The 26,046-nt window shown below is 53.6% G+C and carries 18 protein-coding genes; 16 read left to right on the plus strand and 2 right to left on the minus strand.

Features of this window, described 5'->3' with window-relative positions; all coding sequences use genetic code 11:
• Nucleotides 1-260 precede the first annotated feature (260 nt).
• A complete protein-coding gene (locus IC230_RS31180; protein ID WP_191042996.1) occupies nucleotides 261-1,361 on the minus strand; it encodes an alpha/beta hydrolase in 1,101 nt (366 codons plus the stop codon).
• Nucleotides 1,362-1,389: 28 nt separating this feature from the next.
• Nucleotides 1,390-1,902, minus strand: a complete 513-nt coding sequence (locus tag IC230_RS31185; RefSeq protein ID WP_191042997.1) for a cyclophilin-like fold protein — start codon at nucleotides 1,900-1,902, stop codon at nucleotides 1,390-1,392.
• 230 nt (nucleotides 1,903-2,132) lie between these two features.
• Between IC230_RS31185 and IC230_RS31190 the strand changes: the two genes are divergently transcribed.
• The 16 genes from IC230_RS31190 to IC230_RS31265 all read left to right on the plus strand — a co-directional run bounded on the left by IC230_RS31190 (nucleotide 2,133) and on the right by IC230_RS31265 (nucleotide 25,702).
• The gene (locus IC230_RS31190) at nucleotides 2,133-3,020 is read left to right on the plus strand and encodes a helix-turn-helix domain-containing protein (protein WP_191042998.1); all 888 of its coding nucleotides are present in this window, start codon (nucleotides 2,133-2,135) and stop codon (nucleotides 3,018-3,020) included.
• Nucleotides 3,021-3,066: 46 nt separating this feature from the next.
• On the plus strand, nucleotides 3,067-3,549 hold the full coding sequence (locus IC230_RS31195; protein ID WP_191042999.1) for a (2Fe-2S)-binding protein: 483 nt from the start codon (nucleotides 3,067-3,069) through the stop codon (nucleotides 3,547-3,549).
• Between the two features lie 35 nt (nucleotides 3,550-3,584).
• Nucleotides 3,585-4,244, plus strand: a complete 660-nt coding sequence (locus tag IC230_RS31200; protein WP_191043000.1) for a hypothetical protein — start codon at nucleotides 3,585-3,587, stop codon at nucleotides 4,242-4,244.
• 7 nt (nucleotides 4,245-4,251) lie between these two features.
• Entirely contained in the window at nucleotides 4,252-6,405 is a 2,154-nt protein-coding gene (locus tag IC230_RS31205; protein WP_191043001.1) for a xanthine dehydrogenase family protein molybdopterin-binding subunit, read from the plus strand.
• A gap of 130 nt (nucleotides 6,406-6,535) precedes the next feature.
• Nucleotides 6,536-7,663: an XdhC family protein gene (locus IC230_RS31210; RefSeq protein ID WP_191043002.1), complete on the plus strand. Its 1,128-nt coding sequence runs from the start codon at nucleotides 6,536-6,538 to the stop codon at nucleotides 7,661-7,663.
• 29 nt (nucleotides 7,664-7,692) lie between these two features.
• The gene (gene paoA / locus IC230_RS31215) at nucleotides 7,693-8,337 is read left to right on the plus strand and encodes an aldehyde dehydrogenase iron-sulfur subunit PaoA (RefSeq protein WP_191043035.1); all 645 of its coding nucleotides are present in this window, start codon (nucleotides 7,693-7,695) and stop codon (nucleotides 8,335-8,337) included.
• Between the two features lie 60 nt (nucleotides 8,338-8,397).
• Nucleotides 8,398-9,348 carry an FAD binding domain-containing protein gene (locus IC230_RS31220; protein ID WP_191043003.1) on the plus strand — a complete coding sequence of 317 codons (951 nt, stop codon included), beginning with the start codon at nucleotides 8,398-8,400 and terminating at the stop codon, nucleotides 9,346-9,348.
• Nucleotide 9,349: 1 nt separating this feature from the next.
• Complete coding sequence (gene paoC / locus IC230_RS31225) at nucleotides 9,350-11,560, plus strand: aldehyde oxidoreductase molybdenum-binding subunit PaoC (RefSeq protein ID WP_191043004.1); 2,211 nt, start codon at nucleotides 9,350-9,352, stop codon at nucleotides 11,558-11,560.
• Nucleotides 11,561-11,620: 60 nt separating this feature from the next.
• Nucleotides 11,621-13,282 (plus strand): carboxylesterase/lipase family protein, encoded by a 1,662-nt coding sequence (locus tag IC230_RS31230; protein ID WP_191043005.1) that lies wholly within the window; start codon nucleotides 11,621-11,623, stop codon nucleotides 13,280-13,282.
• Between the two features lie 517 nt (nucleotides 13,283-13,799).
• Nucleotides 13,800-14,630, plus strand: coding sequence for a helix-turn-helix domain-containing protein (locus tag IC230_RS31235; protein WP_191043006.1), 831 nt, complete (start codon nucleotides 13,800-13,802; stop codon nucleotides 14,628-14,630).
• Between the two features lie 78 nt (nucleotides 14,631-14,708).
• Nucleotides 14,709-15,248: an SgcJ/EcaC family oxidoreductase gene (locus IC230_RS31240; protein WP_191043007.1), complete on the plus strand. Its 540-nt coding sequence runs from the start codon at nucleotides 14,709-14,711 to the stop codon at nucleotides 15,246-15,248.
• A gap of 470 nt (nucleotides 15,249-15,718) precedes the next feature.
• Nucleotides 15,719-16,483 carry an oxidoreductase gene (locus IC230_RS31245; RefSeq protein WP_191043036.1) on the plus strand — a complete coding sequence of 255 codons (765 nt, stop codon included), beginning with the start codon at nucleotides 15,719-15,721 and terminating at the stop codon, nucleotides 16,481-16,483.
• 47 nt (nucleotides 16,484-16,530) lie between these two features.
• Nucleotides 16,531-17,322 (plus strand): IS5 family transposase, encoded by a 792-nt coding sequence (locus IC230_RS31250; protein ID WP_191043008.1) that lies wholly within the window; start codon nucleotides 16,531-16,533, stop codon nucleotides 17,320-17,322.
• Between the two features lie 89 nt (nucleotides 17,323-17,411).
• On the plus strand, nucleotides 17,412-18,251 hold the full coding sequence (locus tag IC230_RS31255) for an AraC family transcriptional regulator (RefSeq protein WP_191043009.1): 840 nt from the start codon (nucleotides 17,412-17,414) through the stop codon (nucleotides 18,249-18,251).
• 322 nt (nucleotides 18,252-18,573) lie between these two features.
• Nucleotides 18,574-20,319: a tetratricopeptide repeat protein gene (locus IC230_RS31260; RefSeq protein ID WP_191043010.1), complete on the plus strand. Its 1,746-nt coding sequence runs from the start codon at nucleotides 18,574-18,576 to the stop codon at nucleotides 20,317-20,319.
• Between the two features lie 91 nt (nucleotides 20,320-20,410).
• Nucleotides 20,411-25,702: a choice-of-anchor Q domain-containing protein gene (locus tag IC230_RS31265; protein ID WP_191043011.1), complete on the plus strand. Its 5,292-nt coding sequence runs from the start codon at nucleotides 20,411-20,413 to the stop codon at nucleotides 25,700-25,702.
• Nucleotides 25,703-26,046 lie beyond the last annotated feature (344 nt).

Consider the following 26,046-nt stretch of genomic DNA (forward strand, 5'->3'; position numbering starts at 1 on the left):
TCTACATAGCGCTGCACCATAGTATGGTTTACGATTGGGTCTTTTGTCCCCGTACCATGAAGTGCGAAAGGCTCCGGTCACCTACCGGGGGTACATGCTTTTTGGAAGAAATAGCATCCCAATAACCCTGGTCGTTTTGTTCCAGGCAGTAGAGGATTGCTTAAGTGCCTATGCCCTGCAACTAATACTGAACCAGGTTATCAAAGCAAACCAGCTAATAAGGAGGTTTCATAATAGCCTTTTTTAGATGCTACTTGGTGTCAATTGGCCGAACCATATGCGGCTACCTTTTCTTTCTGGGCAGGCTTGCCTGATTTTAGGTGTTCATTAAAGAAAGAGGTCAGCTTATCAAAGGGAATAATATCCAGCTTATCATACAAATCAACATGACTGGCTCCAGGAATAATCAGCAGCTCTTTGGGCCCATCGGCTGCTTTGTACGCATCTTCGCTGAAATAACGGAAGTGGGCCTTTTCCCCGGCAATCAGCAAGATCGGGCGTGGTGCGATTTCGTTAATATATGTCAGCAACGGCATATTCATGAACGACAGCGCAGAGGTAGCGGTCCACGAGCCGTTTGAGTTGATTGAGCGGGGATGAAAACCACGGGGTGTTTTATAATAATTGAAATAATCGACCACAAATTGAGGCTCGTTGCCCTGTAGCTTTTGGGGTAGATTATTAGTGGATGGAGCCGGTGTTCCCTTTTCGGCATCTATCCAACGCTGCTGGCTCATTTGCTCCAGCATGTTCGTGCGTTGTTCGGTGGTTAGTTTGTCAAAATAGCCTTTTGCCATCAGCCTAGACATATCATACATACTGGTGGTGGCAACGGCTTTGATGCGTTTATCCACAGCGGCAGCATTGAGTGCCATGCCTGCCCAACCACAAATACCAATGATGCCGATCCGGTTTCGGTCCACCAAAGGTTGCAGACCCAGAAAGTCTACGGCTGCACTGAAATCTTCGGTATTGATGTCGGGGGAAGCAACATGGCGGGGCTGGCCACCGCTTTCACCGGTATAGGACGGGTCAAAGGCAAGGGCGGCAAAGCCACGCTCGGCCATATGTTGGGCATACAGACCCGACGACTGTTCTTTAACCGCACCAAACGGACCACTTAGCGCAAGTGCCGGCAACGAACCATTATCGCTATTTTTGGGTATGTATAAATCGGCGGCAATGGTGATGCCATACCGATTTTTGAACGTCACTGCCTGACGGGTCACCTTGCCGCTTAGCGTAAACGTTACGTACTCGGTCTTCTCCATTTTTTGTTCTTTTCCTGGTGGTGTTCCTTGGCCAAAAGCCTGCCCCAACATCAGTAGAAAGGGGGCTATCGGTACGATAAGTCGTTTCATGTTGTGTTTTTTATTTTGTTCGCTCGGTTTACTCTAACTCAAACGTGACGGTTACGCTTCCCGAACCCAGGGCGCGCTCCAGTCCCGCTGGATTATCGATTTGCCCCAGTTTTGTGTAGCTGTAGACCGTTGGAAACGTTTTATAGAAGAGCACTAGCGTGTTGGAACCATACAGCATCAGATCACCGGTATTGATGGTACGAGGGTTTGCTGAATTCGTGGGCAGCGGTCCCGCGTTCGAGTTGGTCGGAAAATCATATAGCTTTTCATTGCCGTTCAACTCGCTCATCGAGACGGTCATAGGCAGCCTGGCTTTAAAGGCTGTAACGGTTGGATTGCTGAGCAGCGTTGCCTGAAAGGTATTGGAGCCAACCCGAACCCGGAGTCGATTGGATGAATTATCACTGACGGGGTTCGTAGCCGTGCCAGTGCTGTCCGGCCTGATCGGACTTGCTTCCGCCATTGGGCTATCCGTTTTGCAAGCCATACCACCCACCAAAAATAGCAGTAGAGGCAAGCAACGTATTTTGGTTAGCTTCATAATCGTTGACAAGGACAAGCCTCATTTCTAAGGATTTATCCTGTTTTTAGTAAATCGTTGGCAAAATTACCGGGTGTCTGTCTGGTACCTTTTATACATTTTACTGTTTTACTTACCATTTTTACTGACACCTCGATACGGTACGATTTTCGGCGGTAGCTTTAGCTAAAAGTTGGGTGGGACACACGGACGATCAGTCGCTGCTAGCACCCCGCACCGACCTATACGCGATGATCGTTTACGACACTATAAGAAAATACGCGGATACGTTTGGGAATAAAACCCAGCACCCGCTGATTAGTCTGGTTGATTTCAATCAGTCTGAACCCTTGAAACGGGAAAAGTTTACGCTGAATTTTTATGCCGTTATCCTGAAGGAAACCCATTGTGGCGATATGCGGTACGGCAATCAATACTACGACTATGCTGAAGGAACCATGGTCTTTTTCGGGCCTGGACAGGTCATTTCCCATGAACCCCAAGGTGAAATGCATCAGCCCTACGGGAAGGCCCTGGTCTTTCACCCTGACCTCATCAAAGGCACCAGCTTAGGCAAGCAGATTCATGCGTATTCGTTTTTTGGCTATCAGTCCCATGAGGCACTCCATCTTTCGGATAAAGAAGGGGAGGTTGTAATGACTTGTTTGGGCAACATCACGGCTGAAGTGAGCCAGAACATCGACCGGCATAGTAAGGAGCTGATCGTTGCCAACCTGGAATTACTGCTGAAATACTGCTCCCGTTTTTACGACCGCCAGTTTATCACCCGCGAGCACGCAAACCACGGGATTATCGAGCGGTTCGAGCAGAAACTGACCGACTATTTAATGAGTGAAGAGCTCAGAACCGATGGTGTCCCGACGGTGGCTTACTTTGCTCAGGAGCTGCACCTGTCTCCCAATTACTTCGGCGACTTAATTAAAAAAGAAACCGGCAAGTCGGCCATGGAATTTATCCAATTGCATCTGATTGATCTGGCCAAAGAACGAATTTTTGATACAGGTAAAACGCTCAGTGAAATTGCGTACGAACTGGGCTTCAAATACCCGCAGCATTTTACCCGTTTCTTTAAGCAAAAAGTAGGGGTTTCGCCTCAGGAATACCGGAGCCTGAATTAAAAGGAAACCTGCTTAAATAGAGTAGTAGCGTCAACCAGCAACGACTATGTCAAGTATCATCATTACCATTAATGGCAAGGACCATTCGCTCGATGTCGATCCCCAAATGCCGCTCCTGTGGGCCATTCGGGATGTGGTCGGCTTAAAAGGCACCAAGTACGGTTGTGGCGTCGCCCAATGCGGAGCCTGCACGGTTCACCTCAACGGTGAAGCCGTCCGTTCCTGCGTGACCAAAGTCAGTCGGGCGGCCGGCCAGAAAGTCGTCACGATCGAAGGACTGTCCAAAAATAACGACCATCCGGTGCAGCGGGCCTGGCAGGAAATCGACGTACCTCAGTGCGGCTACTGCCACTCGGGCCAGATTATGTCGGCGGCCGTGCTGCTGCGCGATAACCCCAACCCTACCGACGCCGACATTGACGCGGGCATGGCGGGGAACATTTGCCGGTGCGGCTCCTACCTGCGCGTTCGCAAAGCCATTCATTTGGCAGCGGGCATGGAGCGAAAGGTGAGCAGCCGTAATGAATAGACGACCTGGTACCTATCCCCGATATTTTTCATTTTATGAACCCACGTTCACCCCATACCAGCCCCCGGTGGCTGAATCAGAAAACGATGGCAATGCTGTCAGTTGGTCTCTTCGTAACGACCGTCGTTACGTCGGCGTTTACCGAAGAACGGACCCCGACAACCCGCCCATTCACGCTCGTTCCGGCGACTGCTCCGGTCGGCAGGGACAGCATGGCGTCGGTGAAAGCCTTTGCTAATGTATACAAAGTGTTGATGAGTCCCCGCTGCATGAACTGCCACCCCGCCGGCGACATTCCGCTACAGGGCGATGATAGTCACCGGCACGCGATGGCTCCCCGGCGCGGCATCGATGGCAAAGGCGTCTACGCTATGAAGTGCACCAATTGCCATCAGCCCACCAATACACCCGGTCTGCACACCCCGCCGGGTAACCCCGACTGGCACCTGCCCCCGGCCACGGCCCGCATGGTGTTTCAGGGACGTACTCCGAACCAACTGGCCCGCCAGTTAGTCGACCCCAAACAGAACGGCGGTAAGAACATGGCGCAGTTGCTCGAACACGCCCACGACGGGCTGGTGGTAGCGGGCTGGACCCCCGGCGAAGGCCGCACGTTGCCGCCCTTGAGCCACGCCGAATTTACCAAAGCCTGGACTACCTGGATCAAAACCGGTGCCTTCGCGCCAAAACCCTAAACTGATTATGGATACGCAATCCGTTTCCCGCCGGAATTTCCTGAAAGTATCGGGTCTGACCGGAGTCATGCTTTCGCTGGGCCTTTACTTGCCTACCCACGCTGAAGAAGCCGAGATTATCAACACCGCCGGGGCAGCGGACCTCGGCACCGACCTGAACGCCTGGATTCGAATCGATGCCCTGGGCAAGGTGACCATCACAGACCACCGGGCCGAGATGGGTCAGGGATCGTATCAGGCCGTGCCACAGATCATTGCCGAAGAACTGGAGGTGCCGCTTAACGAAGTGGCCATCGTTTTTGCGCAGGGTAACAGAAAATACGGCAGTCAGATCACCGGCGGCAGCTCAACCGTGCGGGGTTCGTACAAAAACCTGCTCAAACTGAGTGCCACCGCCCGCCAGATGCTGATTCAGGCCGCGGCCAACCAGTGGGCCGTACCCGTTACAGATTGCTACGCCGAAGCCGGCCACGTGATTCATAAGCCCTCGGGCAAAAAAGCGAACTACGGAACGCTGGTGGCCGATGCCGCTAAACTGGAACCACCCAAAGACGTGGTGCTGAAAAAACGGGCCGACTACACGCAGATCGGCAAGCCCCTGCACCGACCCGATACCCCCCTAAAAACCAACGGCACGGCGGGCTTTGGGCTGGATAAAACCCTGCCGGGCATGCTCTACGCAGCTGTCGAACGGAATCCCCGGTTGCGCGGCAAGGTAAAAAGTTTCGACGACACTGCCGCCCGCAAAGTCCCCGGCGTCAAGCAGATACTGAAGGTAAAGATGCTGGTACACAGCACGCCCCGGGAAGGTGTGGCCGTTATTGCCGAGTCAACCTGGGCGGCTTTGCAGGGCAAAAAAGCGTTAAAAGTAACGTGGGACGACAGCGGGTTTGAGCATCTGAGTTCCGAGGAGATTTACAAACGGCAGCACGAAGCCCTGCAAACGAACGAGGGGCTGTCGCTCAAACAGCAGGGCGACGTAGCGGACGCGCTGGCGAAGGGATCGAAAAAGCTGGATGTAGTCTACCAAACCCCCTATCAGTCTCACAGCTGCATGGAGCCGCTCAACTGCACGGCGTATTATCAGGCCAGCAAGGTCGAAATCTGGGGACCGATTCAGGCCCCTGACATGGTGCAGGATTTTATCAGCAAAGAAATGAAACTACCCCGTGAGAAGGTCATCGTCAACATGACCTTTCTGGGGGGCGGCTTTGGCCGGAAGGCGTTCACGGACTATCCATACGAAGCCGCAGTTATCTCCAAAGCGGTCGGCGCGCCGATTCAGGTCGTCTGGACGCGGGAAGATGACAGCACGCAGGGGCCCTTCCGGCCCGGTATTTCGTACCGCTGTGAAGGTGCCGTGGCAGACGGAAAAATCAGCGCGTTTAAGCTGCGGATGGCGGGTCAGAACCTCGGTCATTGGATGGGTGCACCCAAAGACAAACCCAACAATAGTACCAACGAGGGGTTTCTGAAACCCTACACCGAGAGCATTAAAAACCTGAGCATTGCCGACGTGCCCTTCGAAACGCCCATCCCGGTACTGTGGTGGCGGTCGGTGTACGCGTCGACCAACGGCTTTGCCTACGAGAGTTTTATGGACGAACTGGCCCACGAAGCCCGCAAGGATCCAATGACCTTCCGACGCGAGCACTTGCCCGACGAACGGGTGCAAAAGCAGCTCGACAAACTGGCCGAAGTATCGGGCTGGAACAGCCGTAAACCGGGCGAGGGCTATGGCATGGCCATTACCGAATGCTTTTCCAGCACGGTCGGGCAGGTAGTGAAAGTATCGAAGAACCCCAATGGCGGGGTAAAAATCGACCACGTCTGGGCGGTGATGGACTGCGGCTGGTATGTCAACCCCGACACCGTAAAAGCGCAGGTTGAGGGCAGCATTGTGATGGCCCTCGGTGCGGCCACGCAGCATGAAGTGACGTTCAAAGATGGTATGGCGGTCGACAAGAATTTCTATTCGTACCTGATGCCACGCATCACGGATATTCCGCCTATCGACGTGTTTATTATGGAAAACGACGCCGATGCCGGTGGGGTCGGTGAGCCGGGGCTACCCGCCTTTTCCCCCGCCCTGACCAACGCCATCTTTGACCTGACGGGTAAACGCGTCCGTAAATTACCCTTCAGCCTGGCGACAGTATGAGTTGAGGCATCACCGGTGTAAACACCGGAGTCCTCCTCTCCTGCGACCTTACATACCTGGTAACGTAGGTTAAATCTGGCAAATCGCTCAACTAATAGGGCCGTGCAGAAGCAGCCTGCTCGACGAACCGATGAAAGAGATTAAGCGTATACTGGAGGTCTATAACCACCTCGACCTGTCCCAGCGCAAAGTTGCGCTGGCGACTGTAGTTTATGTACAGGGTTCCGCCTATCGTCGGCCCGGTGCCCGGATGCTGGTTACCGATGACGGTCGCTGGGAAGGAGCCATCAGTGGTGGCTGTCTGGAAGGCGATGCCCTGCGAAAAGCACGACAGGTTATGCTTGATGGACAACCCATGGTCGTGCGCTATGACACCATGGACGATGATGCCAACAGCCTGGGTATAGGCCTCGGTTGCAACGGAATCATTGACGTATTCATCGAACCCATTGACCCGGGTGAGTTCCGGAATCCAATCCGACTGCTGGAGGAGTTTGTCCGTTTGCGTGACCAGCGCGTTATCGCAACGGTTTTCCGGGCGAATGCAGAGACGGGACTTTGCACCGGGATGCGGGTAGTCCTAACCGAAACCGCCACAGAGGAACCGCCCGGCTGGCTTCGCTCCGACATGGTTCTGTGCATGGCGACGGGCAAAGCCAGAACCGTCCGCTACGAAGTAACCGGTCAGCCCGTGGACGTATTCATTGAGCGAATCGACCCCGGTATAGAACTGATTATTTTCGGTGCTGGCTATGATACGATCCCCCTGACCCGGCTGGCCACTGAAATCGGCTGGTCCGTAACGGTAACCGAAGACTGCATTGCGCACCTGGCTCCCAAGCGGTTTCCCCAAGCAACCTGTCTGCTTTATGCCGATGCGACGACCATTACGGAGAAGCTGACGTTGACCGACCGCACGGCTGCGGTATTGATGTCACATAATTACAACTACGATCTGGCAGTCCTAACCAGGCTGATACCGACCCGTGTACCTTATATCGGCGTGCTGGGCCCGCGCAAACGCTACCAGAAGATGCAGGCCGAATGGGAGCGCAGTGCCAAAGGATTTGCGCAGTCAGCGTTGAATCGGGTGCATTCGCCCATTGGTCTGGATGTGGGAGCCGAAACCCCCGACGAGATTGCGCTGGCGATTCTAGGTGAGATTAAAGCCTTCTTCAGCGACCGTTCCGGTGGGTTTCTGCGTAAAAAACCCGGTTCGATTCATGCGCGGCAGGCCGCTCTTCATGAACAGGATTGATCATTCCAATAACCTTTCCAGATACTAGTATGGACGAATCAAACGAGTCGACAATTACAAGGCGGGAAATGATTGCGGCAACAACAACTGCCGTCACCGCCCTGGCCTTTTCAGGGATGACTGGTGTGCAAGCAACCTCAATCCAACACACGGTGCCGCTTTCACTGGCGCAGGTATCGTTTACGGTGAATGGGAGGGCCCAGTCGCTGAACATGGACACCCGCACTACCCTGCTCGACGCCCTTCGGGAACATCTCCAGTTCACCGGCACCAAAAAAGGCTGCGACCATGGTCAGTGCGGGGCCTGTACGGTACTGGTCAACGGTCGGCGTATCAACTCATGCCTGTCACTGGCCCTTCAGCATCAGGGCGATACCATCACCACCATTGAGGGACTAGGAACGCCGGACAAGTTACATCCCATGCAGGCCGCTTTCGTCAAACACGATGGCTACCAGTGCGGCTACTGCACACCGGGTCAAATCTGCTCAGCCGTTGCGGTGCTGAACGAAATTAAAGCGGGCATACCCAGTCACGTCAGTGCCAGTTTACTGGAGAAACCTGTGGCCACCAATATGGAACTGCGCGAGCGGATGAGTGGCAACATTTGCCGATGCGGTGCTTATTCCAACATCGCCGAAGCGATGAGCGAAGTGGCCCAAAAACAAGCCTGAATCACCGGCTCATACCCGATCACCACTAACCATAGCCATCAGTAAACCAATAAGGGGCTTATGAAAACATTCACGTACGAGCGGGTGAACACACCGGTCGAAGCGGCTGCGGCTGCGGCCCGAACGCCGGGGGCTAAATTTCTGGCCGGGGGTACCAACCTGCTCGATCTGATGAAGTTGGAAATCGAAGCACCACCCCATATCATCGACATTGGTAAAATTGGCCTCGATAAAATAGAGTCAACCCCAGCCGGTGGTCTGCTCATCGGGGCGCTGGTGAACAATACCGATCTGGCGGCTCACTCCATCGTGCGTCGGGATTACGGGCTTTTATCCCGCGCACTGCTGGCGGGCGCATCCGGGCAGTTGCGCAATAAGGCCACTACCGCCGGTAACCTGTTACAGCGCACCCGTTGTCCGTATTTTTATGATACGAACCAACTCTGCAACAAGCGCGTGCCCGGCAGCGGCTGCGCGGCCATTGCCGGATTTAGTCGCCAGCTTGGCATCATCGGTACCAGTAATGCCTGCATCGCTACTTATCCGGGCGATATGGCCGTGGCGATGCGTGCCCTCGATGCAACGGTAGAAACGGTAAACGCTAAGGGTGCCAAACGCGCCCTCTCGCTGGATCGGTTTTACCGCCTGCCGGGCCAGACCCCGCATCTGGAAACAATACTGGAGAAAAACGAACTGATTACGGCCGTCCTCCTGCCGCCACCCGTGGGCGGAGTCCATATCTACCACAAAGTACGTGACCGGGCCTCCTACGCGTTTGCGCTGGTTTCGGTGGCCGCCATTATTCAGAAAAATGGCTCGGGCCGGGTGGCCGTTGGGGGAATAGCGCCCCGGCCCTGGCGGGTTGAGGGGGCCGAATCCCTACTGCCGTCGGGCGCGAAAGCGTTTGCCGCGCAATTGCTGACCGGAGCACGACCTACCAAAGAAAATGAGTATAAGCTGGCTCTGGTCGAGAGGACCGTGGCAGCCGTTTTAAACGAAGCCAACCACTGACATGAAATTTGAAACGCCTGCCGGCATCAATCCAATTGACAAACAAACCGTCATTGGTAAGCCAACCGACCGCATCGAAGGCCCGCTGAAGACAACGGGAACAGCCAAATACGCTTATGAACACAACGACGTAGTGTCCAATCCCGCTTATGGGTACGTCGTCGGCGCGGCTATTGCCAAAGGACGAATCAAGTCCATCGACCAGACGAAGGCAAAGGCCGCACCCGGTGTACTGGCGATCGTAACAGCCGCCAGTGCCGGACCACTCAAGCCGGGTCAATTCTACGTCGACAAGTTGCTGGCCGGGCCAGACATCGACCACTATCACCAAGCTGTCGCCGTGGTGGTAGCCGAGACCTTTGAGCAGGCCCGCGCTGCGGCTTCGCTGCTGAAAATAAGCTACACAAAAACCAAAGGCGCATTCGATCTGGCGGCCGCCAAAGATTCGGCTCCCGTTCCTAAGCAAGGTCAGTTTGGCCCGCCCCCGCAAACAAACGTGGGTGATTTCGGGGGGGCCTTCGCATCGGCACCCGTTAAACTGGATGAAACTTATACGACTCCCGACCAGACCCACGCCATGATGGAACCTCACGCGACCATTGCCCGGTGGGACGGGGACAAACTCACGTGCTGGTCTTCCATCCAGCAAATCAACTGGGGCGTTCGCGACATAGCCACGGTGCTGGGCATCCCGAAAGAAAATATTCGGCTGATATCCACCTTTATTGGTGGCGGTTTCGGTGGTAAAGGCACCGTCCTGTCCGACATCATCGCGGCTTCCCTGGCCGCCCGGGCTGCGGGTCGACCAGTGAAAGTAGCCCTGCCCCGCCCGCTGATTATGAATAACACGACCCACCGCCCAGCGACGATTCAACGCATCCGGATCGGGGCCACCCCCGACGGAACCATCACGGCCATCGGGCATGAAAACTGGTCAGGGAATCTGCCCGGTGGCCGTCCTGAATCGTCGACCGCATCGACGCGGTTGTTGTATGCGGGTGCCAATCGATTCACGCAGTTGCGGCTGGCGGTGCTCGATCTGGCCGAGGGGAATGCCATGCGCGCACCGGGGGAAGCTACCGGCATGATGGCCCTGGAAATTGCCATGGATGAAATGGCCGAAAAACTGAAGATGGACCCGGTGGCCTTCCGCCTAAAAAACGACACGCAGGAAGATCCCGAAAAACCGGGGCGTAAATTTTCAACCCGAAAACTGGTCGAGTGCCTGCAAACCGGAGCTACCAAGTTTGGTTGGAGTAAACGGCAAACTCAGCCCGGCACCGTGCGCGAGGGTCAATGGCTGATCGGAATGGGCGTAGCATCGGCCATCCGGGGAGCGCCCGTTATGAAGTCGGCGGCTCGCGTGCGGCTAAGTCGGGAGGGCATCGTTACGGTCGAAACCGACATGACCGATATCGGAACGGGTAGTTACACTATTATTGGCCAAACGGCGGCCGAGATGATGGGCGTAAGCCTGGATAAAGTGGTGGTCACACTAGGTGATTCGACGTTTCCCGAATCACCTGGCTCGGGTGGACAGTGGGGAGCGGCCTCCGCTACGTCGGGCGTTTATGCCGCATGCGTCAAGTTGCGCGAAGCCGTAGCCAATTCGCTGGGCGTTCACATCGAGGATGCCGAGTTCGTGGGTGGACAGGTACTGGCGGGCAACCGCAGCCATCCACTAGGCGATGCAGCCAAAGCTGCCGAACTGGTAGTCACGGATGAAATGACCTACGGAACCCTTTCCAGAGAGTACGCGCAGGACACCTTCGGGGCTCATTTTGTGGAAGTGGGCGTGAACAGCTATACAGGCGAAGTTCGAGTCCGGCGAATGGTGGCCATTTGCCATGCCGGGCGAGTTCTGAATCCCAAAACCGCCCGTAGTCAGGTCATCGGTGCCATGACGATGGGCGTGGGCGCGGCCCTGATGGAAGAACTGGTTGTGGACAAGCATGTTGGTTTCTTTGTCAACCACGATCTGGCAGGCTACGAAGTGCCCGTACACGCCGATATTCCGCATCAGGAGGTCATTCTGCTCGAAGACATCGACCCTACTATGTCGCCCATGAAAGCCAAAGGTATTGGAGAATTGGGTATGGTTGGCGTGGCAGCAGCGGTCGCCAACGCCGTTTATAATGCCACGGGTATTCGGGTTCGGGACTACCCCATCACCCTCGACAAGCTAATCGATAAGCTTAGCATTAATGGGTAATTCTAATCCAGTGACTATTATTTATAAAAAGCAAGCGTAAACGCCTGACCCACCAACCTGATGAAGCACCTGCACCGACGCGATTTCTTGACCCGTTCGGCCCTGGCAACGGCCGCTATGGCCACGCCCCGATACGGATTTTCGAGCCTTGTTAAGGCCGACGAATATGTTGAGGTAGTCACCACCCATGGTCGACTTAGAGGGGCACGAAACGAGGGCGTAACAATATTTAAGGGTATACCCTACGGAGGGCGTGTTTCCGGCGATCGGCGCTTTCGACGGCCCGCTCCCCTTGCCCCCTGGACAGGTGTACGGGACGCGCTCCAGTTCGGCTCACCCGCCATTCAGGCACCCCGGCGCAACGAACCGGACCCCGCCGAAGACTGTCTGTTCCTGAATGTATGGACCCCGGCCAGCGATAATCGGAAACGCCCGGTGATGTTCTACAGTCACGGGGGCGGATTCGTGGGTGGCTCCGGGGCATCGGGAGCACAGGATGGTGCAAACCTGGCCCGAAACTTCGATGTGGTCGTCGTGGAGACCAATCACCGGCTGGGCCTGCTGGGGTTTCTTTATCTGGACGAACTGGCCGGTGCCGACTATGCTGAGTCGGGTAACATGGGCATGCTCGATATTGTGGCTGGTCTGAAATGGGTGCATAACAACATCGCCCAGTTTGGCGGAGACCCCAGTAACGTGATGATCTGGGGCGAATCGGGTGGTGGCGCTAAAACGTCCTGTTTGTACGCTATGCCCGAAGCGGCTCCCTATTTCAACAAAGCATCGATCGAAAGCGGGCCGGGGGTTCGGATGCTACCTAAAGATGTTGCCGCCGAAACGACAGCCAGGCTGCTGAAAGAACTTAATATTGCCCCCGAAGACTGGCGTAAACTACTCGACGTACCGGCAGCCGGTTTGCTGGCGGCCCAAAACAAGCTCCCGCCCGTTCCCCCTTTTCAGGAGAAAAGTAACCCCCATAGCCAGGCCCGCCGGGACTACAGCGGATTTGGGCCTGTGGTGGACGGGGTCGTACTGCCGCATCATCCCTTTGACCCGACTGCACCGGCTATTTCCCGGAATAAGCCGCTGCTGGTGGGCTGGAACGAAGATGAGTACACCTTCTTCGCCTGGCAAAGTAAAGACACCGAGTTTGCCAAACTGGATTTTGAGGGTATCCAGAAAAAACTGGAGCCACAGTACGCGCAAGACGCGTCCAAAATTGTTGATACCTATCGGAAAGAAAACCCTAACGCATCAGCACCGGCTATCTTTGTGGCTATCTCCTCTATTACCATGATGGGGTTAGGGTCGGTAGACATTGCCGAGAAGAAAGTAAAACAGGGTGGCGCGCCGGTGTATCTGTACAATTTCGGCTACAAGTCGGAGAAGAAAATTCCAGGCACGGACTATGCGTTGGGTACGCCCCATGCGATGGACATATCGTTTAAATTTAACAATGAGCTGCCTCCCCGCGACGGTTCAGCCCCCACAGAAAGCTATTTCGGGGGCAATCGGCCGGAACGGTTTGCGGCTTCGCGCCACTTCGCCGAACTCTGGACCACCTTTGCCCGAACGGGCCACCCAGCCGCCAAAGATGTACCATTCTGGCCCGCCTACAATTTCAATACCCACCCCACCCTACGTATCGATTCAACTTGTGAGGTTATCGATAATCGATTTAGACAGGAACTGGCTATGTGGCGCTCAATCGGTGAACTCTGAATGATCAAGCTAGCTTCTTTACAAAACACTCATTAATTCCCTAGAATTAACTAATATCAACTGATGCATAATATAGTAAGTGCGAGGTAATTGTCATTATAGGTGCCAATAATGAGTGCATCTGCCGTTTCGGTGCGATTCGTTCGCCTGAAATCACTGTCTCATAATTCGCTCCTGCCTGAGACGAGGGAGTGGCTATAATTCGGGCGTTTGAAGAAACTGTACCGTAAGGCCTTCGCTATCACTTGGACCCAAAACTCTTCTTTCATAAAGGATAAATTCACTAGAAAGCGCCTAAATTAGCTGTATAACAGAACTCCAGTTTTGGTATACAGCTAATTTAGGTAAACATAATCTAGATGGCTGTTGCAAAAGTCTGAAAGGGGCCTGAAGAGCCAGACTTACTAGCCAACTATATAGCATAATATGGCTAAAAAGTCCGGATCAATGCGGCTTGAAGAACGAACTATTGACTTTTGCAACAGCCACCTAGATTATACAAGATACTTTTCGGTAGATGTTCATCCAATTCTATTCACCTACCCCACCACTGGCTAGATTGGTGAAAGGCTACCAAATTGTGCATGTCCAAACGCCGAAGCACTTACCTTCCGCCGCTCGCCCCTTTCCACCCCATGCGGTTCAGAGTTTGTCATTTTATCCCCGTGATCCGACCCAGATATTCCACCACCGGACGGAACTGACCAGCACCCAACCCAGTTGCATCCTGGTTGGCCCTCAGGTTTCACGCGTTGACCTGACCACAGGACAGGATATGTTAATCGTAGCCACATTTTTTGAGCCGGGTGGATTGCATCGATTACTGGGTATTCCGATGACTGAATTCTTTGACTATGCGCTTGATGTGTCCCTATTGTGGGCTCCCCAGATTCGCCAGGTCGATGAGCAGCTTCGCCAAACCCATAACTACAAGCAGATGCAACTGATCGTTGAAGCCTTCTTGCTGGATCGACTTCGGAAAAAACAGCTTGAGCAGCACCCTATTGATCGGGCTTTCCAGCGAATGGAAGACCCAAGCCGACCCGCTTCGTTGGATTACCTAGCCGATCAGGCCTGTCTAAGTCCCCGGCAGTTTGAGCGTAAGTGCTATGAACGACTGGGCCTTGGCCCTAAAACGTTCAGTCGCCTAGTCCGCTTTAGTAAAGCCGTTCGGTTAAAAGAGAAATGCCCTCAGTTGGATTGGCTAGAGGTTGCTCTCCAGAGTGGGTATTATGATAGCCAACACCTGCGACGCGACTTTAAAGAATTTGCCGGTTCTACGCCAACCTTGCTGTTGAAGGAAGAAACCAGCACCCTCATACGGGGTTATAGTTCCCATAATTTTTAAACGCAAGAATGTCGTTTTTGTACCCCCACTCTGGGCTAAATAGGGAGTAGGTTTGTTCGAATCAAAACTCGATCAATCATGAAACCATTCATTTTATTGGTCTTCATGACCCTCTTGGGTCAGGGAGCCTACAGTCAACAAAAGGCCACATCCCTACCTCAAAAAAACAGCCCAGAACAAAAAGCCATTGAAGCCCAGGTAGACGCTTTTTTTACGAGCTGGAATACCCATGATTTTAGGGACATGAACAAGTATATGGCCCCGGACTGCGATTTTGTCAATATAGTCGGGATGCACTGGAAAGGCCGAGCAGACGTGCAGTATGCGCATCAAACCATGCACGAACAGCACTTTAAAACGATACCGTTGGAAAAGCGGTCCGTAGCGGTTCGGTTTTTAACCCCTGACGTTGCCATTGCTCATGTTTTGATGCACGTCATGGATTCTTACATTACACCTGATGGATCAAAAGGCGGTGATGGGGATGGGTTGGCTACCTTCGTTTTTGTCAAACGAAATCGGGTTTGGCTGGTGGAGGCAGTCGAAAATGTCGTTGTCAACGAAGTAGCCAAGCCGTTTAACCCCATAACCGTGAGAGACCAATCAAAACAGAAGTAAGGTCTGCTACTTTCGGCTCTATGTTATCCAATATCAATAATTCTTTTAGGTGATGGTAGTTATAGAACGGGTCTGGGAATAGTAATAACTTACTGCAGGTCAGTTCGTTGTACTATTCCTAGACCCGTATGCGACTGATTGAAGTTGACAGATGTTAAAAATTCATTGTCTCTCAAAAGGCTCACAACGCGAGATGCACTGCTCCTATTTATTTAGAGAAATTCAATAACACACAGGATTGATACCGAATAGAGAAAGAGGGCCTGAATCTTTTGGGGACCGCTTTCTCGTATTGACCTGCTGGCAACCTCTTCTCCCCTCAAAATTCGTGTAGGCCTCCTAAGTTTACTGAATAGAGTTCCTGCTTAATCTAACGTGAACTTGTCAGCAAACTAACTTGGACGCCTCACCAAAGCAAGCCGGCCCATCCTAAACTACCTTTGTCCTATTAATCTTAACGAAATAGAGACATAAAAAAAACAGTTTTAGTCACCGGCGCTTCGGCAGGAATCGGCAAACAAACCGCTATTTATCTGGCACAAAACGGCTACACGGTCTATGGTGCGGCTCGCCGATTGGAAAACATGCAAGACCTCATACCCTATGGCATCAAATCGATCAGACTTGATATTACGAATGAAGAGAGTGTGCAGGCTTGTGTCGACCAAGTCTTACAAGAGGCCGGAAGTATCGATATTTTAGTCAATAATGCTGGCTTTGGTCTGGAAGGGGCCATCGAAGACGTTCCCATCAAGGACGCCCGGTATCAACTCGAGGTCAATGTGTTTGGGGCGATGCATTTGACCCAACTCGTCCTACCCACCATGCGGGCAAATAAATACGGTAAGATTGTCAACATTTCCTCCGTCGGCGGCAAGGTTGCGTTACCGTTAGGGGGATGGTATCACGCCAGCAAGTTTGCCCTGGAAGCCTTAAGTGATAGCCTGCGCAATGAAGTCAGGGGATTTGGCATTGACGTCATCGTGGTTGAGCCGGGAGCTACCCGGTCCGAATGGGGTACCATTGCCACCGATAGCTTGCTGACCATATCGGGGCATACCGCTTACCAAGGCTTAGCCACTAAAGCCCATACCCTCTTCACCCGGTTATCGAACAATATCCAGGAACCCATCGAGATCGCCAAACTGATTCGAAAAGGGATCGAAGCCGCCAGACCAAAAACAAGGTATGTACCTAAAGAATTGAACTCTCGGGTCCTCTTAGAAGCTGTTTGAATTAATGTTTTAGCCACGCAAAAGCCGCCCGACGGGGTTATGCTTTTGTGAAGAAGACATACACCTCCGACCTGACGGCTTCGCAATGGCAAGCTATCGAAAAGCTCATTCAAGTCCAACGAAAAAGTATTCACTCGCTCAAACTCATCGTGGAAGCCATCTTTTATCTGACCAAAAATGGGATCACTTGGCGGGACTTGCCGGATAGTTTTCCGCCCTGGCAGACAGTGTATTGGCACTTCCGCAAGTGGAGCCATAACGACACCTGGACTCTGATTGCCAATGAGTTGACGATGCGGGCGCGGCTCATGGCTGACAAAGACATTCAGCCGACGGTGGCCATTATTGATGCTCAAAGCGTGAAAAACACGGCGACGGCCACCGAGTCGGTTGGCTTTGATGGTGGTAAGCTTATCAAAGGCCGCAAACGCTTCATTTTAGTCGACACAATGGGGCATCTGTTGTGGGCGAGTGTGCGTCCAGCCAACGTCGCTGATGGTAAAGCGGGGATTGGGGTATGGGAGCAAGGCGAAATTCATAATGCCGTCATTGAGGCACTCTATCAGGTGTATGCTGATAGTACATTTGGGGGTCAGTTCAAGACTCGTTTAGAGGCCTATTACGACATGAAGGTAGTCATCAGTCGAAGGCCGGTCAGCGACCAACCCCTTGACAGCAAAGTCGTTATTCACAAATGGCGATGGGTGGTTGAACGCACCTTTAGCTGGTTTAGTAACAACCGCCGATTGGCTAAAGACTACGAACGCACTACTATCTCTGCCGAAAGCTTTCTCTGGATTGCCCACATTCGACGCAGTATCAAGTGGGCAGGTCGCTAACTAACTCAAACAGCTTCTTATTCTTTAAAGCCCTTGTATCGGACAAGTTACTGGATAAGTTGATCATGGGTCAACTCAACTAACAACCCATGGAAAGCACGCTCATTCTTCAGCATAATATTCTTTACTCGCGGGGCTACCAGAAGGCCCAACGGAGTGAACATTACTTTCCCGACCATGCGTTAGGCATCATGCTGGCGGGGGAATCGTCTTATTATTCCAACGAAGGCACTTTCGTTATGAACGAGGGAACCATTTGCTTAATGCGGCGGAATCAGTTGTTCAAAAAGCTCAAAAAACCGTCTCCAACGGGTGAACCGCCCACGTTAATCAGTGTATTTCTGGACCAAAACGCCTTACACCAGTATGCCACTGACAATACGATCCTCAAGCAAAAGGCGTATAAAGGCCAGGCGATGATTGACCTGACCAACAATGTGTTCTTGAAGGGCTTCTTTGACTCGCTGCGGCCCTATGTGGCTCACCCCGAAAAACTGACGGCTAAACTGGCGACCCTCAAGACGCGTGAAGCCATCGAGATACTCCTGCAAACGGGTGATGGGCTTGCCTCTTTTTTGTTTGACTTTCAGGAACTCTATAAGATCGATTTAGAGACGTACATGCACCATCATTATCAATACAACATTCCGCTCGCCTCGTTTGCTAAACTCACGGGTCGTAGCCTGTCCACTTTCAAACGGGACTTTAACCGGATCTTTGACACGACGCCCGAGAAGTGGTTACAGAGCAAGCGGTTGGAGCAAGCCCATTACCTGATTTCGACGCAAACCCTTCGTCCCTCCGATGTGTATTTGGAAGTTGGTTTTGAGAACCTGTCGCATTTTTCGACGGCCTTCAAAAGCAAGTTTGGCGTGAAGGCATCTGATTTGTGGACTAACAGCGACCCAGGGGTGTCGTCTGGGAGCTGACAGTGGGTATAGATTAATGGGACTGTGGGAGCGAGCCACTTAATTAATTCTAAAAATTCACTGTCTTACAAAAACGCTCTTTAATGAGAATGCCAACTAATCTATTTCAACACTACTGGTAAGCTCATTCGCCTCACAAAAACTTCTTGGCGGTAGGCCATGATCGTGAATGGTCATTGAAAAGGAGACTATAAGCTCGCTTTAAATAACCCTCAGGTGATTCAGCTTTATAGCTTTGGCTGTATTTCCGCCTAAAAATCAACGAACCATTGTATTTTGGAGGTAGTTTTTAGTCTCGTAGCTTTTTTGACTACTCATCGCTATGCTGTCTGCCTCTATGCATTTGCGGATTGCCAATTCTTTCCACTGGGTATTCTTCGCTGCGCTCTGGCTAACTGTTGTTCATTCAGCCTCGGCCGACCCTTTTCTTCAGCGAGTGGAACGGGAACCCCCGGCGAACCGAATCCGGGTTGTGCTGAACTATTTCGACACCTGCTCATTAGTCGTTAAAAATCAGCCAGCCGCTTTTCGGTTGCTGGATAACCTGGATGCCATTGGCCAGCGGCTGGGTGACGAACAACTCCGTCGCTATGGGCGGATGCTGCGCGGGACCTATGCTAAAAACAACCCCTCTCTCACCGACCACCAGCGGGCCGAACTATTTCTAAACGTAGCTCACCAAGCTGAGGCTGACGACGAACAGATCGCTGGGGTCTGTGAGCATTTTGCTGGTCAGTATTATTATCTCAGCGCTGAATACGGTAAGGCGTTTCAATACTTACTGGCGGCAAATAATCGTTTTCGGCAACTTGGTTACGCGAACATCCCCGAAATACAGCGATATCTGTACGAATTGGCCTTTAACTACTATTATCTCAACGAGGATACCAAAGTGATCGTTCTGCTGACAGAGGCAGCTAAATACTCACCTTTCAACCCTAACCTGCACATTCAGACCTACAACACGCTGGCGATGGCCCAAGCCCGCCAAAGTGGAGACATCCGGTCCAGAGTTGCTGAACGGAATTATCTCAAGGCTTATCAACTGGCTGCCAGCTACCGCGATTCGGTCTGGATGGGCATTACTTACGGCAATTTAGGCAGATTGTATGCCAATCAACGGCGGTGGCGGGCGGCACTCGATGCTTACCGCGTCGATTACCGGTTGGTGATGCGGTCGGCTCCGAAGCGAGGGTACCCTACGGCTAGGATGGTGTCAATGGCAGAGGCATTTTACGAACTTGGCCAGCTGGACAGTTGCCGCGGCTATTTGGCCGAGAGCCTGCGTATGCATCAAATCCACTCGCCGACTGCTGACTACAGCGTGAGTTTTCAGGATGATCTGTTCTGGCATCGATTCTACGATGTCTCCCGGCGATACTACCGGCGTATGGGCAATATAGCCGAAGCTTATCGCAATACCGACAGTATGCTGATGTATCGGGCACGTATCGATAAACGTCACCTTTCCAATGCAGCCAATCAGGCCGAACACCGGCTACTAGTTCAGCTACATCAGGCCGAAATGGGCGTATTGGAACAGCGTAACCTTACCCAGCGACTGCTACTCGATATGGGTGCAGGCGTGGCCCTGGTAGTGGCGGTGCTGCTGGGCCTACTGTACCGCGCCAATTTGCGTCGGCGCCAGCAGGAAGCGTTGACCAATGCCGAACGCGAAAAGCGACTTGAACTCGAAAACCAACAGGTGGTTGCTGACCGCGACCGCGCTCGTGCCGACCTGGCCCAGTTTATAGAAAACCTGCGCCAGGCTGAAATTCAACATGAACTCACCGAAACCAGCCTGCTCACCAACGATGACTGGGCGGAGTTTCGACGGCGCTTTGAGCGAGTATACCCCAGCTTTTTTATCCAGCTCCGAACCCAGTTCACCGGTATCAGCCCCGCTGAGGAACGACTTTTGGCTCTTTCCAAACTCAAAATCGATACCCAGCAAATGAGTCGTATGCTCGGCATTTCGCCCAGCTCGGTGCGCACCACTAAGTACCGCCTACGTAAACGACTGGGTATCAACAGCCAGTCGCCCCTGTCCGACCTGCTCGTTATGTAATTGTCTACGCGTTTGTCTATGCCGCAAACTTGCTAGTAGCGGGGGAAATGGCTCATTTTGCCTGGCCGAATGCCATCTTTCCCCTCTACTCATGACCCACGTATTCCGTTTTATAACGAGCTTTTTTTCGTTTCTGATTATCCTGTTTGGTAGTCATCAGACCTGCATGGCTCAAACGATCCGCTACGTCAGCACTACTGGTACTAATTCTAACCCGGCTGGCGCCACAAGCTGGGCAACAAGCACCAATAGTCTGCAGGGAGCCATCAATGCCAGTGCAACGGGCGATCAGGTCTGGGTAGCGACCGGAAATTATAGTTCCAGTGACTTTCTCAGAAGCACTAGCTTTTCCATGAAGAACGGAGTCGCCATCTACGGCGGATTTGCGGGCACGGAAACCAATCTGAACCAGCGACCTATCGTTAATCCCGTAACAGGCAACCCATCCAGCAGTACGCTCAATGGAAATTTTTCCTGGATTGGAATACTTTTCAACAGCTACCACGTGATTAACAACCCCGCTGGCTTAAACAATACCGCCGTATTGGATGGGTTTATTATTACCGGAGGCAAAGCTGACAATCCAAATGGAGACCCTCAAAATCAAGGCGGTGGGGTGTATAACGATAGAAGCAATCCTCTGTTCCGCAACTGTGTCCTGACGGGCAATTCGGCCTCCAGCGTAGGCGGAGCCATGTACAATAACAATAGTAGTCCAACGCTGATCAACTGTGTATTAAGCACTAATTCAGCAACTCGCAAAGGCGGAGCCCTCTACAACTATGGGGTTGGCAACAGCAGCCCGATGCTGATCAATTGTGTGTTACGGGAGAATACGGCCTCGGGTGGCGGGGCCATGTTCAACGAGGGCTCCAGTGGTAACAGCAGTCCGACCCTGATCAACTGCACGGTGCAGAGCAACTCGGCAACGGAAGGGGGAGTGGCCTACAACTCGGGGCAGTCAAGCGGCAATAGCAGCCCAACATTTATCAACTGTGCGCTGCTGGGGAATCAGGCGGAGCAGGGGGGCGTCGTGTTCAACGAGGGCTCCAATGGCACTACGGTTTCGGGGTTTACTAATTGTTCGTTCCAAAACAACAAGGCCTCGGCGGGCGGTATTGTTTACAGCAATTCCAACGGTAGTGTTTCCCAGTCAGGGGCAGTACTGACCAACTGTGTTTTGTTCAACAATGGCGGAGGCCAAACGTTTGCCAGCCGCTTCAACGACGATCAAATCAGGGCTACGTATAGTTTTCTTGAACCGGCGGTAGCCATAGCAACGGGGGTCAACGTGAGCGGGCCGGGCAACCTGACCACCATGATCAGTACGCCTTTTGCCAGTACGACCAGCGTAGCCCTGCCCCCCTGTTCGCCCGCCACCAACGCGGGTAACCCCGCCAGTGTCACAGCCGTGTCAGGCCCCTACTCAGCCACGGCCCTGCCGGCTACCGATCTACTGGGCAACCCCCGCATCGCGAACGGACGGGTCGATATGGGGGCCGCCGAGTACCAGCCCTCCCTTAGTTTCCCAGTCGCTATTATCCAACCCATTGCTTCCGGCACCGCCCTATGCGCCGGAAGCCGCCTATCGCTGCCCGTCAGCGTATCGGGTACGGGACCGCTCTCCTATCAGTGGTATAAGTATGGGGCCGCACTGACGGGCGTAGCTTCGGCGACCACCGCTACGTTGAGCCTAACCGCGGCCCAGGCCACCGACATGGGTAGCTACCTGGTGACGGTTACAGGAAACTGCAACAGCGTCACCTCCACCGCCTTTAGCCTGACAATCAATCCCCTGCCTACGCTGGCGTTGAGTACCACAGCCGCCTGTGTAGGTTCGCCCCTAACGTTATCGGCCACCAGTGGGCTGAGCAGCTATACCTTCACCGGTGCCAACAGAGTGATAGACAGCGGCCCGGTCAACATGACCAGTGTCAGTGGGCTGTCAGTGGGGAGCTACAGCTTTAGTGTGACGGCTCAGGGAACTAACGGCTGTCGTAACACAGCTAGTGCCTCACTCACGGTCGTCGCCCCACCCACACGACTCTACGTCAACGCTCTGGCGACGGGCAGAGCCACAGGCTTCACCTGGGCCGATGCCTTGCCCGACCTGCAAGCTGCCTTGAGTTTCACGACCTGCTCGGCCAACCTGACCGAAATCTGGGTAGCCGCCGGCACCTACAAGCCCACTACCGCCACCGGCCCCGACAGCCGCACCGCCAGCTTTGCCATGCACAACGGCCTGGCCATCTATGGGGGATTTGTCGGCACCGAAACCAGCCTCAGCCAGCGCAACTGGCAGGCTAATGTGACCATTCTCAGTGGTGACATTGGCACGGTAGGCAACAACGCCGACAACAGCTATCACGTAGTGAGTAACACCGGGCTCAACAGCACTGCGGTGCTGGATGGCTTTACCATTCGGGACGGCAATGCCAATGGCGCAGCGCCCCACAACCGGGGTGGGGGCTTAGTTAATGACGGCAGCGGGACGGGCAGGGTCTGTAGCCCCACCCTGCGCAACTGTGTGATCACAGGTAATTCGGCCCGCTTTGGTGGAGGCCTCTACAACGATGGGAGTTCCAGAGGCAGTAGCAATCCCACCCTAATCAACCTTAGCTTCCGTACCAACTCGGCCAGCGACTGGGGGGGAGCCATCTTTAACTCCGGAACAGGAACTAACAGTATCAGCAGCCCACTACTGATCAACTGTGGGTTTGTAGAAAATCAGGCTGATGGCATAGGTGGGGCCATCTACAGCTTCGCAGCGGGTTCAGGTAGTAACAGCAGTCCAACGCTGATCAATTGTTCCCTACTGGCTAACTCGGCTCCATCAGGCGGAGCGCTCTACAATGATGGTGGGCCTTTTGGTGTCAGCAATTCGGTATTGACCAACTGCGTGGTGTTTGGCAACGGCGACAGCAATACATTCACTACATTCGTCAGTACGTCGTCCAGCGTGACGGCCAGTTACAGCTTATTAGAACCCTCCGTGACAGGCTACAGCAGCGGGCCGGGCAACCTGACCAACGTCACCACCTCACCCTTTGTGTCGGCTACCAGTGTGGTGCTCTCCTCCTGTAATCCGGCCATCAACGCAGGCAACCCCGTCAGCGTGACCATTACATCGGGATCGTACTCGGCTACGGCCCTGCCGGCTACCGATCTACTGGGCAACCCCCGCATCGCGAACGGACGGGTAGACATGGGGGCTGCCGAATACCAGGCTCCCCTTAGTTCGTCGCTGGCCTTCACCCAACAGCCTGTAGCCAGTTCAGTGGTGTGTGGTGGCAGCAGCGTGTCGGTGCCTGTGAGCGTATCAGGCACGGGACCTTTCTCCTACCAATGGTATAAAGACGGGGCGGCTCTGACGGGCATAGCCTCGGCCACCACCGCTACGTTAAACCTGCCTGCGGCCCAGGCCACCGACACAGGCAGCTACTTGGTAGTTGTGACAGTCGGCTGTAGCAGCATCACCTCTACCACCTTTAGCCTGACGGTTAACGCTGCCAGCCGTTTGTACGTCAACGCTCTGGCGACGGGCAGAGCCACAGGCTTCACCTGGGCCGATGCCTTGCCCGACCTGCAAGCTGCCTTGAGTTTCACGACCTGCTCGGCCAACCTGACCGAAATCTGGGTAGCCGCCGGCACCTACAAGCCCACTACCGCCACCGGCCCCGACAGCCGCACCGCCAGCTTTGCCATGCACAACGGCCTGGCCATCTATGGGGGATTTGTCGGCACCGAAACCAGCCTCAGCCAGCGCAACTGGCTGACCAATGTGACCATTCTCAGTGGCGACATTGGCACGGTAGGCAACAACGCCGACAACAGCTACCACGTAGTGAGTAACTCCGGGCTCAACAGCACGGCGGTGCTGGATGGCTTTACCATCCGGGACGGCAATGCCAATGGCGCAGCGCCCCACAACCGGGGTGGGGGCTTAGTTAATGACGGCAGCGGGACGGGCAGGGTCTGTAGCCCCACCCTGCGCAACTGTGTGATCACAGGCAATTCGGCCTCTAACATGGGTGGGGGCATCTACAACGGGGGTACTGTTTCCGGTAGCAGTAGTCCAACGCTGATTAATTGTATACTGCAAGGGAATTCGGCTTCTCAACAGGGTGGGGCACTCCACAACGATGGTAGTAATGGCAGCAGCAGTCCACTGCTGATCAACTGTGCATTTGTTGGTAATCGATCTGACGTCTATGGCGGGGCCATCTACAACAGTGGTTATTACGGCGTCAGCAGTCCGACGTTGATTAACTGCTCACTACAAAATAATTCATCGACCAGTTCGGGTAGTGCGATGTTAAACTTTGGTCTTTTTGGCATCAGCAGTCCGGTATTGACCAACTGCGTGGTATTTGGCAACGAGATAAATAATTTATTTGGTTCTGTGTCGGCCAACTATAGCTTGTTTGAGTCGGGGATGATCGACGCGAGAGTGATCGACAGTGGTCAGGGCAATCTAGCTACCACCGTTTCGCCTTTCCTTAACCCCACCAGTGTGGTACTCACCTCTTGTTCACCCGCTATCAACGCAGGCAACCCCGCCAGCGTGACTGTTACGTCGGAGCTGTACTCGACCACGGCCCTTCCGCCCGTCGACTTATTGAGCAACCAGCGCATCTTTGGTGGACGGGTGGACATGGGAGCCATCGAATACCAGGCTGCCTCTACTGTAGTAACCATTACCAATCCCACCACCACCACCGCTTCGGTGGGTATCCCCTTCAGCCAAACTTTCTCAGCTGCGGGGGGAAGCGCTCCCTACAGCTTTAGTCTGACCAGCAGCCCTCCCCCTGGTCTGAGTATGGTCAGCACGGGCGTTTTGTCGGGTACACCTACCCAGGCGGGCAGCTTCACTCTCACCGTGCTGAGTCAGGACGTCACTGGCTGTTCGGGGATGAGTGCGCCCTACGTTCTGACGGTCAATCAACCCGCCCCGCCCCGCCCCGACCTCTCGCCCCTGCTCTACGCCCGGCCCACACTGGTCTATGGCCAATCGACTTGCACGGTTATGGTCGATGTGGTGGAGCTTAATTCGGTAGCGACCAGCGGCAGCTTTACGGTTCGACTCACCAAAGATCAACTGCTCAAGCTGACCTTCGATGTCAACTTGAGCAGCCTAAATGGCCGTGCCGTGCAGAACAGCGTGTGGCGCTTCAGCGATTCGGATCCCAATTACTACGTCCTGACCACTTCCCAGTCCATAGCGGCTGGCGAGAAACTGTCCTTCGGTTTGAGTGGTAGCATTCGTCCGGGCGCTTCGACAGGAATACTCACCATTAGTGCAACGGTGCTGCCTGACACGCTGGTGGAGGGGCGGCTAAACAACAATATTGACGCCGACAAGATCGAGTATTTCCAGCAGTGAAACCGATTCATTGCTGGAGATGGGATTGTCCTGCTTGAGGATAGTAAAGTAATGGGGTCGACTATGAGTCGAGCCGTGGGTCGGCCAGTAGAGGTCATTATTCTGATCATTCCTGGTTAGAAGACCGATAGATAATGGGCTTATGCAACCATTTTTGATGTTTACATGTGGAAATCGCTCATCAGGTATGAGTTACTCAAGCTAAAAATCCGTTGTATGGCTAACCCACGTTCCGGCTGAATGTATATGTATCAATCTCAAAAAAACGCTCCCACGTGAGACGAAGAAGTTTTCATGCATACGCTTCTTGAAAGGGGCGTTTCGCGCAACGTATGTTTATTCAT

It is taken from the genome of Spirosoma validum, assembly GCF_014699035.1.
GTDB classification, from domain to species: Bacteria; Bacteroidota; Bacteroidia; order Cytophagales; family Spirosomataceae; genus Spirosoma; species Spirosoma validum.

What these genes read in the sequence shown, in the direction of transcription:
- IC230_RS31180 (WP_191042996.1), bottom strand. Translation starts at nt 1,361, where the DNA reads ATGAAACGACTTATCGTACCGATAGCCCCCTTTCTACTGATGTTGGGG.
- IC230_RS31185 (WP_191042997.1), bottom strand. Translation starts at nt 1,902, where the DNA reads ATGAAGCTAACCAAAATACGTTGCTTGCCTCTACTGCTATTTTTGGTG.
- IC230_RS31190 (WP_191042998.1), top strand. Translation starts at nt 2,133, where the DNA reads ATGATCGTTTACGACACTATAAGAAAATACGCGGATACGTTTGGGAAT.
- IC230_RS31195 (WP_191042999.1), top strand. Translation starts at nt 3,067, where the DNA reads ATGTCAAGTATCATCATTACCATTAATGGCAAGGACCATTCGCTCGAT.
- IC230_RS31200 (WP_191043000.1), top strand. Translation starts at nt 3,585, where the DNA reads ATGAACCCACGTTCACCCCATACCAGCCCCCGGTGGCTGAATCAGAAA.
- IC230_RS31205 (WP_191043001.1), top strand. Translation starts at nt 4,252, where the DNA reads ATGGATACGCAATCCGTTTCCCGCCGGAATTTCCTGAAAGTATCGGGT.
- IC230_RS31210 (WP_191043002.1), top strand. Translation starts at nt 6,536, where the DNA reads ATGAAAGAGATTAAGCGTATACTGGAGGTCTATAACCACCTCGACCTG.
- paoA (WP_191043035.1), top strand. Translation starts at nt 7,693, where the DNA reads ATGGACGAATCAAACGAGTCGACAATTACAAGGCGGGAAATGATTGCG.
- IC230_RS31220 (WP_191043003.1), top strand. Translation starts at nt 8,398, where the DNA reads ATGAAAACATTCACGTACGAGCGGGTGAACACACCGGTCGAAGCGGCT.
- paoC (WP_191043004.1), top strand. Translation starts at nt 9,350, where the DNA reads ATGAAATTTGAAACGCCTGCCGGCATCAATCCAATTGACAAACAAACC.
- IC230_RS31230 (WP_191043005.1), top strand. Translation starts at nt 11,621, where the DNA reads ATGAAGCACCTGCACCGACGCGATTTCTTGACCCGTTCGGCCCTGGCA.
- IC230_RS31235 (WP_191043006.1), top strand. Translation starts at nt 13,800, where the DNA reads ATGTTCATCCAATTCTATTCACCTACCCCACCACTGGCTAGATTGGTG.
- IC230_RS31240 (WP_191043007.1), top strand. Translation starts at nt 14,709, where the DNA reads ATGAAACCATTCATTTTATTGGTCTTCATGACCCTCTTGGGTCAGGGA.
- IC230_RS31255 (WP_191043009.1), top strand. Translation starts at nt 17,412, where the DNA reads ATGGAAAGCACGCTCATTCTTCAGCATAATATTCTTTACTCGCGGGGC.
- IC230_RS31260 (WP_191043010.1), top strand. Translation starts at nt 18,574, where the DNA reads ATGCTGTCTGCCTCTATGCATTTGCGGATTGCCAATTCTTTCCACTGG.
- IC230_RS31265 (WP_191043011.1), top strand. Translation starts at nt 20,411, where the DNA reads ATGACCCACGTATTCCGTTTTATAACGAGCTTTTTTTCGTTTCTGATT.